Below are 15393 nucleotides of genomic sequence, written 5' to 3' on the forward strand. Positions count from 1 at the left end.
GGCATGTATGAACAGCATTAATCCGCCTCATCAGGTCCGGGTAACCGAACACTGGGCCGACCTGGCAAGTGCGCAGCGCTTCGCTGACCTGCGTTCGCCGTGGCTCGCCATCATGGCAATGCGGATCGGTCCTGTCAGCGAGGCGTTACTCTTCGACCGCGTTGACGATGCGGAATACCGTGTCACGGCAACCTATCCGCCAACAGCGGGGCCAGAGTGTTCCGAGCTCGAGGCATTGGCCCGCGAGGCTGTTTACGAAAGACGCGGCCTTGTGTCGATTCCACATGAAGGCGGAGATAACGCCGACGAGCAGTCGGCGGGATGTCATCTCGCCTACCCGATCATGCTGGGCGACTTCGTGCATGGCGCGGTGGCCGTGGCCCTGGCGACCGATCAACAGGAGCGTATCAACGAGGCCATGCGACATCTGCAGTGGTCGCTGGCCTGGCTGCGAGACTTTCTTCAGCAGAAGGTGATCGGTACCTCGGGCACCGGCCCGGCGGCCATGGCGCTGGAAGGCATCGCCGATATGGTGGGGCCGAAGAATTTTTCGGAGGCGGCTCAGACCCTGGCCTTGCGCCTGGTGACCCGGTTTGACCTGGAGCGGGTCGCTATCGGCTTCATCAAGCATGGCGCGGTGCGTATCGAGGCGATATCCAACAGTGCCAGCTTCGGCAAGCGGATGACCCTGGTGCGGCTGATCGAACAGGCGATGGATGAGGCCGTGGATCAGGAGCGTGCGATTCTTCACCCGTCGCCGGCCATCGAAGATGGCGATGCCATCAGCCGCGCCCATCAGGCACTGCGCGATGAGACCCAGTGCACGGCGCTGTTGACCCTCCCGCTGATGGATGACGGCAATATCGTAGGCGCCATCCTTTGTGAATCCGTCAAGGAGCATGGGTTTGCGCAACGTGATATCGATGCTCTGAACGCGATCTCCGCCTTTGCCGGCCCGATTCTGACGCTACGTGCCGATCAGTCCCGTCCGCTGCTGTCTCGGCTGGTGAGATCGCTGCGCCGCGGGACGGCGTTGCTGGTCGGCCCTCGCCACTTGAAGGCCAAGCTGGTCTTGTCGTTGCTGGTTGCCGCCGCAGTGGCCGTTTCGGTCATCGAGACCGACTACGCCATTACCGCCGATGCCTCGGTGGACGCGGCGGTGCGTCGCGCCGTGGTCGCCCCTTTTGATGGATTCGTGCTGGAGGCGCTGGCGCGGGCGGGCGATGAGGTGTCATCGGGGGACAAAGTGGCAGCGCTGGATGACAGGGAACACGCCCTCGAGGCCTTGTTCTGGCAATCCGAGCGCCAACAGAAACTGCTGGAATACGACAGGGCGATGGGTGAGCGGGACAGCGGGCTGCTGAATGTCATTCGCGCACAGATAGAACAGGCCGACGTGCGGCTGGGCATGATTCGCTCCGAACTGGAGCAGGCTCAGCTCCTCGCTCCGATCGACGGTATGATCGTGTCGGGAGATCTCAGCAATTCCATAGGCGATGCGGTGACCCGTGGCGATGTTCTCTTCGAGATTGCCCCTCTGGAGGCCTATCGCTTGACCCTGGATGTGGATGAGTCACAAATCGACCAGGTCGAACCGGGGATGACGGGGCGTTTTCTGTCCAGTTCGCTGCCTGGTGCGCCCTTCGAATTCAGCGTGGCACAGATCACTCCCATTGCCTTGCCTCGCGAAGGTCGAACCGTCTTCCGGGTCGAGGCGGATATCACCGGAGATGCCGGCAACCTGCGCCCCGGCATGAAGGGCATCGGAAAGATAGCGGCCTTCGATGCGCCGCTGATATGGGTCTGGACCCGGGCCTTCCGCGATTGGTGGCGAATGACCCTCTGGTCCTGGCTGCCCTGAGGTTGAATGATGGTCGGATCCTATTTCAGCGCCAACTGGTACCGCGTCGCGGGATTGCGCCCACGGCTGCGACGCCATGTCGTGGTGCATCGGCATGTCGTGCGTGGTGATGTGTGGCATGTGTTGCAGGATGACCAGACTGGCGGCTTCTTTCGCATCACGCCAGCCGCTTACCGCTTTCTGGCGGGTCTTGACGGGCGCCATACGGTGGCCGAAGTCTGGGAGTCAGTGGCGCGCCGTGTCGGTGATGACCACCTCAGCCAGGACGATGTGATCGTCTTTCTGGGGCAGTTGCACCGCTCGGACATGTTGATCGGACAGGATCTTCCCGACCTTGGCGAGCTGTTCGATCGTTCTCGCAGCAATGCCAAGCGCACCGTGATGAGTCGTGTCAAGAACCCCTTGGCCCTGCGTCTGCCGTTGTTCGACCCGGACAAGTTCCTGAATCGCATTACCCCCGCTTTCGCATGGCTGCTCACGCCGCTTGGCATGGCACTCTGGTTGTTGCTGGTCGGCTATGGCGTGGTGCTGGCAGCACTGAACTGGCCTGGCCTGACCCATAATATCTATGACCGCGTGATCAGCCTGGATACCTTGCTGTTCTTCATCGTGCTCTATCCCCTGATGAAAGCGGTGCATGAGCTGGCGCACGGTGTGGCGGTGAAGGCCTGGGGTGGACAGGTTCACGAGATGGGCATCATGTTTCTCGTCTTCATGCCGGTACCCTATGTCGATGCCTCGGCGGCCTCGGGGTTCAGGCGGCGCCGTCGTCGCGCCGTCGTGGCCGGTATCGGCATCATGGTCGAGCTGATGCTGGCAGCGCTGGCGATGATCGTCTGGGCGATGGCCGAGCCGGGCCTGGTGCGCGCGACGGCCTTCAACGTCATGCTGATCGGCGGTGCCTCGACGCTGTTGTTCAACGGCAATCCGTTGCTGCGTTTCGATGGCTATTATGTGCTGTGTGATGCGCTGGACATCCCCAACCTCGGCACTCGTTCGAACAAGTACCTGTTCTATCTGGTTCAGCGCTATGGCTTCGGCAAGCGCGATGGCGACAACCCGGCCACGGCTCGGGGTGAGCGCAAGTGGTTCGTGCTCTATGGGGTTCTGTCGTTTTGCTATCGCGTCTTCATCATGATCATGATCAGCCTGTTCGTGGCGACCAAGTTCTTCTTCATCGGGGTCATCCTGGCCTGCCTGTCGGTGACGCTGACGGTCTTGTGGCCACTCTGGAAAGGCTGGCGTTACGTCTTTCATTCCCGGCAACTGGGACAGCGGCAAGGCCGTGCCAAGCTGGTGACCCTGACACTGCTGGGGCTTGTCGGGTTGGGGCTTTTCGCTGTGCCAGTGCTGGATGCCACGGTCAGCCATGGGGTTGTGTGGACACCCACCCAGGGCAGGCTCGTCGCCTCGAACTCGGGGTTCGTGGACCAGGTGCATGCGGCCAATGGGGAGCAGGTCGACGCTGGAGAGCCTGTCATCACGTTACGCGATCCACAGCTCGATGCCCGGATCGCCACCCTGGAGGCCGAAGAGCGCGAGTATCGGTCGCAGTACAACAGGCTGAATCTGCGCGACCCAGGACAGGCACGGATACTGGCTGAGCAACTGGAGCGTACTTCACAGTCGCTTGCCTTCTGGAAGGGGCGACAGGCTCGTAATCAGGTAATGGCACCTCAGCCGGGGGCGGTTGCCATGGCGGGTGGGGAGAGCCTTCCCGGCAAGCTGGTGGCCGAGGGCACGCTGCTTGGCTATGTCTTCTCGGATGCGCCCCGGTTGTTGGAGGTACTGGTACCTCAGGACAGGATCAACGATATCCGTTACGACACTCTGGAGGTCAGCCTGCGATTCCCTGGCGCATTGCACCAACAGTTACCGGGCCGGATCCTCGGCGTGACACCCCGAGCGGTCGACGTGCTCCCCAGTGGGGTGCTGAGCACGGAAGGGGGTGGGCCGGTTTTTCTGGACCCGGAGGCCGAGCAACCGCGTCCGCTTAACAACTACTATGTCGTGCGCATTGGCGTCGAGGAGCCCCAGGGGGTGTGGCGCGCCGAGGAGCGTGCCCTGGTGCGCTTTCGGCATTCACCCACGCCCCTCGGGATACAGGCGCTGCGCGCCATCAGAGAGGTATTCCTGAGTCAGTTCGATGTCTGATGGCAACGTTGAGCATCCCCAGCCCTCTGCCCCGTCGCTGGTCGCCTTCGCGGAGCGCGACTGGGAACGCGAATCGACGCTGGACAGAAAATTCAGGGATGTATGCGGGCTCACCCGGCATGTCCTGCGACGAACCTCAGTGCCGCGCGCCGATGCGATGACCCGTGCCGCCGCGCTAGCCGAACCTGGGTTGCTGGCCCTTGATGATCAGCGGCTGGATGACGCGATCGTCGAGATGAAGACTCGCCTTGCCCTGGGCGGCAGTGCCTCCGAGCCTGAAGGAAGAGACATGGCACTGCTGCGTGAGGTGGCTCGTCGGGTGCTGGGCTTGCGGCCCCACGACGTGCAGTTGATGGGCGCCTGTGTCGTGATGTCGGGACGGATCGCCGAGATGGCCACAGGGGAGGGCAAGACGCTAGTCGCGGCGCTGGCCGCTGCCTGGCGAGCCTTGTCAGGCACTCGCGTCCATGTCGTGACCGTCAACGATTACCTGGCCGAGCGGGATGCGCGAGTCTTGAGTGGCTTTTACGCGCGCTTGGGTCTGCGTGTGGGCATCGTCACGCAGGAGAGTCCGCCGGAGCAGCGGATCGCTGCCTATCGCGCTCCCCTGTGCTATTGCACGAACAAGGAGCTTGCCTTCGACTATCTACGGCAAAGTGCGTCAGGTGTGTTGCGTGACGCACCGCTTCAGCGCCGACTGATGCATCTCACGCATGGCATCAGCTCGGAGTCCACGAATGCCGCCAGTGCCGCGATGCTGCCTGGGCTCGAATTCGCGATCCTGGACGAGGCCGACAGCGTCCTGATTGATGAGGCACGCACACCCCTGATCCTCTCCAAGCAGGGCGATATGTATCTGGCTGCCGATGTGCTCGAGCGGGTCATGACGCATGCGCAGACATTGAAACCGGGAGTGGATATTCGGGTCGATCCGGCACACTGGAGCGTGGACATATCCGATCCGGCGCTGGATCTGCTTCACCGCGGCTTCCATCACGAGACGCGTGGGCCGCTGTCGATCCCGCGCCTGCGCGAGGAATTGCTGCGCCAGGCGCTGATGGCGCTGCATCTCTACCGCGTGGGTGAACACTATCTTGTGCGAGAGGGGAAAGTCGGAATCATCGACGAGTACACCGGTCGCATCATGCCGGATCGCAGTTGGCGTGGTGGGCTTCATCAGATGATCGAGCTCAAGGAGGGCGTGGCGCTGACGGCACCGCTGGAAACTCATGCCAGCATGACCTACCAGCGTTTTTTCCGTCGCTATGTGATGCTGTCGGGCATGTCGGGTACGGTTCGCGAGGTCGCGTCAGAGCTGTGGAATGTCTACGGGCTTGAGGTGCGGTCCGTGCCAACCCACATGCCCGTGCGCCGACGCGAGCTGTCCGACCGGATCTATTCCAGCGAAACCGCCAAATGGACCGCCATCCAGGGCCATGTGGCGGAGTTGCATGCGCGTGGTGTGCCCGTGTTGATCGGGTGTCGAACAGTGGCGGGCAGCCGCCGCGCCAGTGACATGCTGACGCAGGCGGGACTGGTGCATAAGGTGCTGAATGCCGACGAGACGGCTCGAGAGGCCGACATTATCGCCGTCGCCGGCCAGCGCGGCAGTATCACCGTGGCCACCAATATGGCGGGTCGCGGTACCGACATTGCGCTGGGGGAGGGGATTGCCGAGTTGGGCGGGTTACATGTGGTCATGACCGAACGACACGATTCCCGTCGCATAGATCGGCAACTGGCGGGGCGTTGCGCGCGCCAGGGGGAACCGGGTGTCTTCGTGGCAATGTTGTCGATCGAGGATCGGCTCTACGGATACCTTCGTCCCCGAAGCCTTGCCTGGATCTTCCAGTTGGCCGTGAGACTGTGGCCGTCCGTCGTCGGCAAAGCACTGATTCGGCTCGCGCAGCTGCAGTTGGAGCGCCGTCATTCGCGGATTCGAAAAGACTTGCTGCACACGGACAGGGTACAGGGTGACCTGATGGCGTTGAGTGGCACGCCGGAATGACCGGCATTTTCAAACACCCCTGCATCCAGCAGGAACAAGCCGCATCACTCACCCTCCGACAAGACCTTGCGAACCTTGGCCGCCAGCTCCTGTCGACGGTAGGGCTTGCTGAGCAACTGTACTCCTGGGTCCAGCCGGCCGTGATGCACGATGGCATTCTCGGTATAGCCGGAGGTGAAGAGTATCTTTAGGTCGGGCCGAAGCACGCTCGCCTGGTCCGCCAGCTGACGACCGTTGATGCCGCCGGGCATGACAACGTCGGTAAACAGCAGGTCGATGTCCGACTGTGCTTCGATGATCGCCAGGGCGTGTTGCCCCGAGGCCGCGCTGGTGACCCGGTATCCGAGACCTTGCAGCAGGGTAGCGACGTGCCGGCGTACCAGAGCATCGTCCTCCACCACTAGAATGTGCTCGTCGCCGCCCTCGACCGAGGATGGTGTCGCGGCGTCTACCGTCATCGCGGCCCCCGCCCGGGCGCGGGGGAAATACAGTTTGACGGTGGTCCCCTCGCCGATCTCGGAGTAGATCTTGATATGCCCGGCGGATTGCTTGACGAAGCCGTACACCATGCTCAGCCCCAGACCACTGCCCTTGCCATCCTTCTTGGTGGTGAAGAAGGGCTCGAATGCCTGCCGGGCGACGTCTTCTGGCATGCCCGTGCCCGAATCGGACAGGGAAATCAGCACATACTGGCCTGCCTTGACCTCCCGGTGATCGTCAGCATAGCTGTCGTCCAGCATGGCGTTGGCGGTCTCGATGGTGAGTCGTCCCCCCCCAGGCATGGCGTCACGAGCATTGAGGGACAGGTTGAGAATCGCCGACTCGAGCTGGCCGGCATCGACCTCGACGCTCCATAAGCCTCCAGCCTGAATCCGCTCGATCTCGATGCTTTCGTGCAGGGTCCGTCGCAGGAGGTCTTCCATTCCCGCCACCAGGCGGTTGACGTTCAAGACTTGCGGTTCCAGTGCCTGGCGGCGGGCAAAGGCCAGCAGGCGGTTGGTGAGCTCGGCCCCTCGAGATGCGGCATTGGCCGTCATGTCCGCCAAGGCGCGCAGTTGGGGGCTGGTGGCCAGTTCCTCCGTGAGCAACTCGGCGTTTCCCAGAATCACCGTCAGGATGTTGTTGAAATCGTGCGCCACACCGCCGGTGAGCTGTCCCACCGCCTCCAGCTTCTGGGCCTGGCGAAGCTCTTCGGCCACCTGCCGCTGCTGGGTGATGTCCTGCGTGCTACCCAGCATCCGTATGGCTTGGCCGTCGCTGTCCCGCAGCAGAAAGCCGCGGTCGATCACGGTGCGAAAACTCCCGTCCGCGTGCAGGAAGCGATACTCGTCACTCCAGTTACTCGCCTCGCCATCAATCGCCGCATGGATACCGGCAAGGACGGCATCCCTGTCCGCCGGATGAATCCGGTTGGACCAGGACTCGGGGCCGGGCTCCAGCTGACTTCGATCATGGCCGAACAGCGTCTCGATGCTTTCATTCCACCAGACCTTGCTGTGCACCAGGTCCCAGTCCCAGATGACGTCGTTGGTGGCCCGCACCACCAGGTGGAAGCGCTCTTCGCTGAGACGTGTGGCCTCCTCCAGGCGCTTGCGCTCAGTAATATCCCGTTCGACGGAGACATAATGCGTCAGATTGCCGTCTTCATCGGTCAAGGGCACGATATCCAGTTCCAGCCAGAAGGGTTCGCCCTCCTTGGTATAGTTGACGAGTTCTTCCCTGACCGATTCTGCCCGGTGCAGCGCCGCCTTGATCCGGTCCAGCGCCGCACGATCCGTCCCGGTTCCCTGTAACACACGGGGGGTATTGCCGATGACTTCCTCACGGCTATACCCGGTTCGGCGAACAAAGGCGTCATTTACATAGACGATCCGGGGGCCCTCGGGGCCGTCGATGGGTGCGGCTTCGGTGATCAACAGCATATCGTTCTGCCGGGATACGGCGGCTTCCAGCAGTCGCAACTGTTCCTCTCGCTCGCGCTCGCGGCTGATATCGGAGAAGTACACCGCCAGGCCGTTGGGCACGGGATGGGCGTCGACCCGGAAGAGCGCGTTCAATGGCCGGAAGTGAGCGGTGAAATGCTCGCTCTCCTGCCGCGCCAGGGCGCGCAAATAATGTCTCTGGAAATGGGGGGTGTCCTCGGAAGGGAAAACGACGTCCAGGGGCTTGCCGATCATTGCCTCTCGAGGTTGTTCCAGCACCTTTTCCGCCGCCGGATTGGCGAAAACGAAACGCAGCGCTTCGTCCAGCAGGATGAACGGGTCGCGCATGTTCTCCAGGGTAAGGTGCAACCTCTGCGTCAATTCCTCGTAGGCACGGCGCACCCCGATCTGCTCGGTAATGTCCTGGAACCCGCCCTGTACCGCGACAATTTCACCCTCCGGGCTTCTTTCCGCCTCCCCCATTGTGCGCACCCATCGCCGGTTGCCCCGGGCGGTGATGATCTGCAGGACTTCGTCGAAAGGCGTGCCGGCTTCAACACAGCGATTGAATAGTCGGGAAATCGTCTCCCGGTACTCGGGGGCATAGAACTGGATCCCCTCTTCGACGCTGTATCGCGGCGGTATCCCGTCTATCTCGTGAATGGTGGCGGTTTCTTCCGACCATTCGATAACGCCCTCCTTCAGATCGACCCGCCAGCCACCCAGGCTGGCGGCCTTGCCGGCGATCCTTGAGAGGCTCTGTCCTCGGGTAATTGCGGCGGCGGTCACCTCCTGATCTGTCACGTCCTGTACCACGCCGGTCAGCTGGCGCCTCCCCTCGGCTTCCGCCAGCTCTGCCAGGCCCTTGACGTAAATGATGTCGCCATCCGGCCGCAGGACGCGATGGCGGAACGTGAAGTGATCGCCGGGGTCGGCCAGCCACTCCTCCAGGTGGCGCACCAGGGCCTCGCGGTCCGCGGGATGCACCAGTTGGAGATAGCCCTCCACGTCACCCACCTCGAACGAGGTGTCGACGCCGAAGATGCGGTGAACGTCGTCCAGCCAGGTCAGTTGCCGAGTATCCAGGTCCATTTTCCATATGCCGAGCCCGAGCAGGCGCTGTGCCGCCCTCAAGTAACTCGTCTGCTCGGCGAGCCTTTCATAGGCCGTGCGCAGTTCCCGAGAACGCAGGATGATGTCCTGGCGCAGGTGAGAGGCTCGGTCCTCCAGCGCGCTCAAGGCTGGCTCTTCCCCCGCTTCCCTGACGAAGCCGGTAACGTCTTCCACCCGATGAATGATCAACTCGACCTTGCCATCCGGCCCGTTCACGGGGGTGTTGACCGGGCTCCAGAAGCGCTCCTCGAAGCCGCCGCCCTGGCTCGCCGGCCGCGGGATGGGGTATCGCTGAACGGCCATGACATCGGTCAGGCCACTGGCTTCCACCTGGAACAGGGAGGCGCGAAGGTGGCGGGTACCGTCCGCCTCGGGGTCGTTCGGGTCATCCGGAAACACCTCGAACAGCGGCTTGCCCAGGATGGTCTCCCTGTCGGTCATGGTGGCCTGGAGGTAAGCGTTGGAAGCGGCGACGATCCGATAGCTTCCGGGGCTGAGCACCAGAAACCTGCCGGGGGCCGCTTCGAAGAGGGCGCGGAAAACATCCGTCCTTGTATCGGTATCCCATAGTGGACTGTCCAGTTCCGAGGTTGATCGATGCGCCTCTTCCGTCCCAATGGGCCTGATGTCACGCATCGACACCACCAGCATGTCAGCGGACTCGGCTCCGTGAAGCCGCCAGTGGACTCGCGCCTCGAGAACCTCACCGCCCGGGCCCGTGATGCGCCAGTTATCTTGCGATTCCCTGTACCGTTGCGGGAAGTCTTTAACCGCTACCCGCAATCCGGCCAATTCTCCGTTCAAGACGAGGTCCGGAATCGCTGAGGCGACAACTAGCTCTGGGTCGATGCCAAAGGTATCGACGGCGGCGCGATTGGCGCCCTGGATCGTCAGGCTCACCGGGTCACAAATCCATACCGGGTCGGAGACGGTATCGAACAGAGCGGCAATTTCTAAAGGCCGTTGGGAAGATGCTTCCATCACTGACTCCTGCGGCCGGGGTCCGGACAATAAAAAGTCGTTTCCTTGAATGCACCACGAAGCGACCCACTAGAGGCCGCGTGATAGACGCGACCTCTGCAAGCCCTGATGCTCAACCAAGGAGTTGCCAGGCCCCTTCAAGGCGTTGCTCGAAAGAGCCTTCATCGGGGGGAAGTGTCGCCACCTGAATGCTCGACATGAGCTTGGCCTTGTCGGATACCTGGCTGTCGTTGTGGTGCAGGATGGCACAGTGCAGGCTTTCGGCGATGTCATTTGCCCTTTCGAGATCGGCGCCCATCAACAGAGCGGTGACCTCGGTGGCGCGATAGCGGCCCGTCAGGTCGGCTTCCTCAGCGACCCCCACCATCAGGCGGGCCAGGTCCCGTAATTGGCGGTCGCCGGTGTCCCGGCCGAACACCTTGTTGACGCTAGGGAGCTCCTCGAGCCTCGCCGATACCAGCGCCATGGGTAGCCCGAGGCGCCGGCACAATTGGCAAGCCGCTTCGGCCTGCTCGCGAAAGCTCGTGCGATTGAGAAGCCCGGTGCATTCATCATGTGCATGCGAGGCGCCGAGCGCCAGCTCATTCTCGACCATGCCGGCCAGGTCAGCGAGAAGCGCGGCATCCCCCTCCCCGAAGGCCCGGGGCTCGGGATCGACCAGGCAGAGTGTCCCGACTTTCTCGCCGCCACGCAGATAAAGTGGCCGTCCGGCATAGAAGCGGATAAACGGGCTCTTCCTTACCAGCGGATTATCCTTGTAGAACGGATGGGCGAGAGCATCGGGCACTACCACGAGTTCGTCACCCTCCAGCGTCTTGTGACAGAAGGCGATCTCACGCGGGGTCTCGGTGAGATCGAGTCCCTGCCGGGACTTGAACCATTGCCGGTCACGATCCAGCAGACTGATGTAGGCCGTGGAGACACCGAAGAGCCGGCATGCCAGCCGTGTAAGACGATCGAAACGTGCTTCGGCGGGGGTATCCAACAGGCCAAGGTTCCCGAGAGCCGTGAGGCGGTGCTCCTCACGCTGAGCCTCGCGGACAGTGAACCAACCGAGGATATCCTCCGGCGGCAAGGGGCGCGAGATCAGGTAGCCCTGGGCCAGGTCGCAATGCAGCTCATCGAGATAGTCCAGGGTCTTCTGGTCTTCGACCCCTTCGGCGGTGGTATTCAGGCCCAGGCTGCGGCCGAGTTCCACCACCGAGCGGATCACCGCTCGGGACTCCTCCGAGTCGGTGGCCGTCATCACGAATTGCTTGTCGACCTTGATCTCCGAGAAGGGCAGGCGCACCAGCTGTACCATCGAGGAGTAGCCGGTGCCGAAGTCGTCGATGGAGAGCTGGAAGCCGTGAAGTCGCAGTCGGGTCAACGTGTCCAACGAGGTAGTGGCATCCTGCATGGCGCTTGTCTCGGTGAGTTCGAGCACGATACGTTGCGGGGCAATGCCACGCTCGCGACACAACCGCAGGATGGCATCGAACAGCTCGCTGTTCGCCAGGGAGCGCGCGGAGACGTTCATCGAAAGCAGCATGTCCTGAAGGACATGCTGTCCCACACGGTTGGCGGTAGCCTCCGAAGAAATATCGACCAGCCAGTCGAGGGCCTGCTCGGCCACCTTAAGGGTGAGGCGATCGATCAGGCCATGGGCCTCGGCCAGGGGAATGAAGACATCCGGCGGAATGTCGCCCAGTTGCGCATGCCGCCAGCGAGCCAGGGCCTCGAAACCCACGAGAGTGCCGGTTCGACAGCGGATCTTGGGCTGGTAGGCCAGGCGGATCTGGCCTAGCGTCAACGCCTCTTGCAGATCTTCCACATTGGCTTGCCGAGGTGGCATTCGCTCGCCAGGCCAGGCCGCAACGGGGCTCCCTTCCATCTTCGCGGCTCGATACAGAAGCTCGCGAAGACCGATGGCCGAGAAGGGCTTGGCGATGACGCCGACGATATCCAGGCCGTGCTCTCTCGCCGAACGCCCGGCGGCATCCAGGACCCGGCTGCCGACGCCGCTGGTGATGATCAGTCGGGCCTGACTACCCCGTCTGGCCAGCTCGGCCATCACCTCCACGCCATCCATTTCCGGCATGATCAGATCGATGGCCAGGATGTCCGGCTGCCAGCGTGTGACCTGGTCGAAAAAGGTCGCCGACGAGGTGAGATGGCGCGCCTCGAAGCCGGCGAAATGGGCGATGCGCGCAATGGTCTCGCCGGTCATTGCCTCGTCGTCAAGGATCAGCAGCCGCGGCGGCTTTCCCTTGTCGAGGTAATCATTATTCGTCATCCAGGGCCTCTCGGATCTTTCTCAGCAAGGCGGCGGGGCGATAGGGCTTGCCGAGGAAGCGGACGCCTTCGTCCAGCCTGCCGTTGTGCACGATGGCATTCTCGGTATAGCCGGAGGTATAGACCACCTTGAGGTCGGGTTTATGCTCGAGGGCGGCAATGGCCAGTTCCCTGCCGGTCATGCCACCCGGCATCATGACGTCGGTGAAGAGCAACTGGATGGTTGAATCCGCGGTGAGCATCGCCAGGGCGCTGGGGCCATCCTTTGCCTGCCGTACAGCGTATCCGGCGGTTTCGAGTTGCATCACGACATATTCCCTGACCGTCGCATCGTCCTCGACCACCAGCAGGGACTCGCTGCCCTTGAGATCCGCCGTGTCTCCCGTCATTGGCCTGGGATCGAAAGCGGCTTGCTGGATGCGCGGCAGGTAGAGCTTGATGGTGGTGCCTTCGCCCTCCTCGGAATAGAGATTGATATGCCCGGCGGACTGTTTGAGAAACCCGAAGACCATGCTCAGCCCCAACCCCGTTCCCTTGCCCTTCTCCTTGGTAGTGAAGAACGGATCGAAGACTCTCTCCCGGATGTTTATCGGGATTCCTGTTCCGGTGTCACTGACCGCGATGCAGACATAGTCGCCCGGTGCCAGCTCCAGGTGCTCGTCGGCGTAGTGCGCCGAGAGCGAGACATTGCGAGTCTCGATGGTCAGGTGCCCGCCCTGGGGCATGGCATCCCGGGCGTTGAGGGAGAGGTTGAGCAGTGCGCCCTCGAGCTGAGAGGGATCGATGTTGGCCGACCAGAGCCCTTGCCCCGGATGGAAACGCAGCTCGATCTGCTCGCCAATGGTCCGCCGCAGCAGCTCGGTCAACCCGCGGATTAGACGATTGATATCAGTGGGCTGCGGGGCCAGCGCCTGGCGACGGGCGAAAGCGAGGAGGCGTTGGGTCAGGTCCGCACCACGCTGAGCGCTCTCGGCCACCGCCTGGATGAGGGGACTGAGCCGGACGTCGTCTGCCAGTGCCTCGCCAAGCAGGTCAGCGTTGCCCATCATCACGGTCAACAGGTTGTTGAAATCGTGGGCCATCCCCCCCGTGAGGTGGCCGATGGCCTCCATGCGTTGCGCCTCCTGGAGCTGAGCCTCGAGGCGTTTCTTCTCGGTGACGGTGCGAAAATAGACCGCGAGACCCTCTTCCCCGGGGTAGGCATTGACCTCGAACCAGTGGGCGAGGGGAGGGAAGTAGAAGGTGAATTGCTGCGCCTCGCCGGTTTCGACGGCGGTGTGATAGCAGGGCCAGAGCTCGCTGTCCCGGGCCCCGGGAAATTCGTCCCAGACGTTGCGACCCAGCAGTTCGGCGGCCGGGCGTCGCAGCACGTGCCCGGCTTGGTGATTGAGGTAGGAGAAACACCAGTCCTTATCGAGCAGGTAGAAGGCGTCGCTCATGTTCTCGAGGCTGTGGGTCAGCCGCTGGGCCAGCGACCGCTGGCGTGCTTCGGCCTCATGCTGGGCGGTGATGTCCTCGATCACCGCCACCAGGCTGACGATCGTACCGTGCATATCCCGCTGGGCGGAGACACTGTTTCGGCACCAGAGAACATCACCATTTCGATCCAGCATGCGTTTCTCGATGATGAAGCCGTTCGTCTCTCCAGAAAGCAGTGGGCTGAGCTTGCTGCGATTAGCCGGCCTGTCATCGGGATGCGTGAGGGCAAGAAAGTCCGTGGCCCTCAGGGCCTCCTCGGAATAACCGACCATGTCGCAGAAGGCCTGATTCGCGTAAAGAAAGCGGCCCCGGGTGTCGGCCTGCACGATGCCGGTGGCGGCCTCGGCGAAGAGGCGGCGCCAGTGCTCTTCGCTGCTGCGATGGCGCTCGAGCAGGGTCTTGAGCTCCCGGGCACGGGCGACCAGCTCCAGGTTCGTGGGGTCGACGGTCGGCGCTTCGTCGAGATAATCGGTGACGTCCTCGGTGCGATGCAGGATCAGCGTCAGTCGTCCTTGCTCATCGAAGACCGGGACATTGATGGGGCTCCAGTAGCGCTCCTCGAAGCCGCCCGTCACGGGATCCGGAATCGGATAGCGCAGCACGGGCATGGTGTCGGGTTGGCCATAGCGTTTGACCCGTTCCAGCGACGCACTCAGCTCCTCGACTCCAGCGGCATTCGACCGGTCGGGCGTTACCGGGAAAACCTCGAACAGCGGGCGCCCGATGATGGCCTCGCGCTCCGTATAGGTCGCCTCCAGGTAGGCATCGCTGACCCCGACGATCCGATATTCGTCGGCGCTCAAGACCAGAAAGAGGCCCGGGGCGGATTCGAAGATGGCACGGAACTGCGCCTTGAGCGCCTGTTCACGGGCCAGCAACTCGCGGTTATATCGCTCAGCCGCATTTCGCTCGGTGATGTCCTGCACTACCGAGAGCACCGAGATCACATGGCCCTGATCATCGAGCTGGATGGAGTTGTGCCATTCGCATTCAATCTGAGCCCCATCCCGGGTCAGGTTGCGATTGGTGGACACATGCTGTCGCTCGATACCCTCGAGAAGTTGCCCAATCACCGTGGTGACGGCCTCGGCATCCTCGGGGTGAACGAAGGCGAAGTCGAAGGGGTGCCGGCCGATGACCGCCTCGGCCGGCCAGCCGAAGAGGGCCTCGGCATGCCGCGACCAGCGGGCAATGCGGAAGTCGCTATCCCACTCGATCACCGCCAGGGGCAGGTTGTCGAGGTGGAAGCTGAGCAGCTCATGGGCATGATATTGGTACTGGCGACTTTCCCCGATGGGCTCGGGCATCGTGTCGATCTCCGCGATGGATGGGGCTGTCCGGCTGTCAGGGACAACACCACCCGGTATGGTGGCAATACACCTATTCACGATGATGTTACAGAAAGTGTCAATGTCGCGCGTCGTTCATAGTCACATCAAGGGCCTTTTTGTGTCTCACAGGCGATGCGATTGCGGCCCTGCTCCTTGGCTTGATACAGAAGCGCGTCGGTTTTTTATCTCCGCAACGTTAGACCGTGCCAGCACGCGGGTGGCGGCGCCACCGCCGTCTTTGAACAGGCTGCGGTCACCGCTTCCAAGGTT

6 protein-coding genes are annotated in these 15393 nt (G+C 62.5%); 3 read left to right on the forward strand and 3 right to left on the reverse strand.

The genetic code is table 11. The features are described 5' to 3' along the window. The first annotated feature begins 7 nt into the window (after positions 1-7). The 3 genes from C6V82_RS02715 to C6V82_RS02725 are packed head-to-tail and all read left to right on the forward strand — an operon-like array spanning position 8 to position 6023. Complete coding sequence (locus C6V82_RS02715; RefSeq protein ID WP_102589344.1) at positions 8-1861, forward strand: GAF domain-containing protein; 1854 nt, start codon at positions 8-10, stop codon at positions 1859-1861. Positions 1862-1867: 6 nt separating this feature from the next. Beyond that, positions 1868-4015 (forward strand): PqqD family protein, encoded by a 2148-nt coding sequence (locus C6V82_RS02720; protein WP_102589345.1) that lies wholly within the window; start codon positions 1868-1870, stop codon positions 4013-4015. Further along, entirely contained in the window at positions 4008-6023 is a 2016-nt protein-coding gene (locus C6V82_RS02725; RefSeq protein ID WP_102589346.1) for a preprotein translocase subunit SecA, read from the forward strand. Before C6V82_RS02720 ends, C6V82_RS02725 begins: the two co-directional genes overlap by 8 nt. A 44-nt stretch (positions 6024-6067) precedes the next feature. Here the strand turns inward: C6V82_RS02725 and C6V82_RS02730 are convergent, their stop codons facing one another. From C6V82_RS02730 to C6V82_RS02740, 3 genes are all read right to left on the reverse strand, one after another. Further along, on the reverse strand, positions 6068-10039 hold the full coding sequence (locus C6V82_RS02730) for a PAS domain S-box protein (RefSeq protein ID WP_102589347.1): 3972 nt from the start codon (positions 10037-10039) through the stop codon (positions 6068-6070). A 112-nt stretch (positions 10040-10151) separates the two neighbouring features. Beyond that, entirely contained in the window at positions 10152-12314 is a 2163-nt protein-coding gene (locus C6V82_RS02735; RefSeq protein ID WP_102589348.1) for an EAL domain-containing protein, read from the reverse strand. After that, complete coding sequence (locus C6V82_RS02740) at positions 12304-15099, reverse strand: hybrid sensor histidine kinase/response regulator (RefSeq protein ID WP_102589349.1); 2796 nt, start codon at positions 15097-15099, stop codon at positions 12304-12306. Before C6V82_RS02740 ends, C6V82_RS02735 begins: the two co-directional genes overlap by 11 nt. Positions 15100-15393: the final 294 nt, after the last annotated feature.

This window comes from Halomonas urumqiensis, assembly GCF_003028575.1.
GTDB classification, from domain to species: Bacteria; Pseudomonadota; Gammaproteobacteria; order Pseudomonadales; family Halomonadaceae; genus Halomonas; species Halomonas urumqiensis.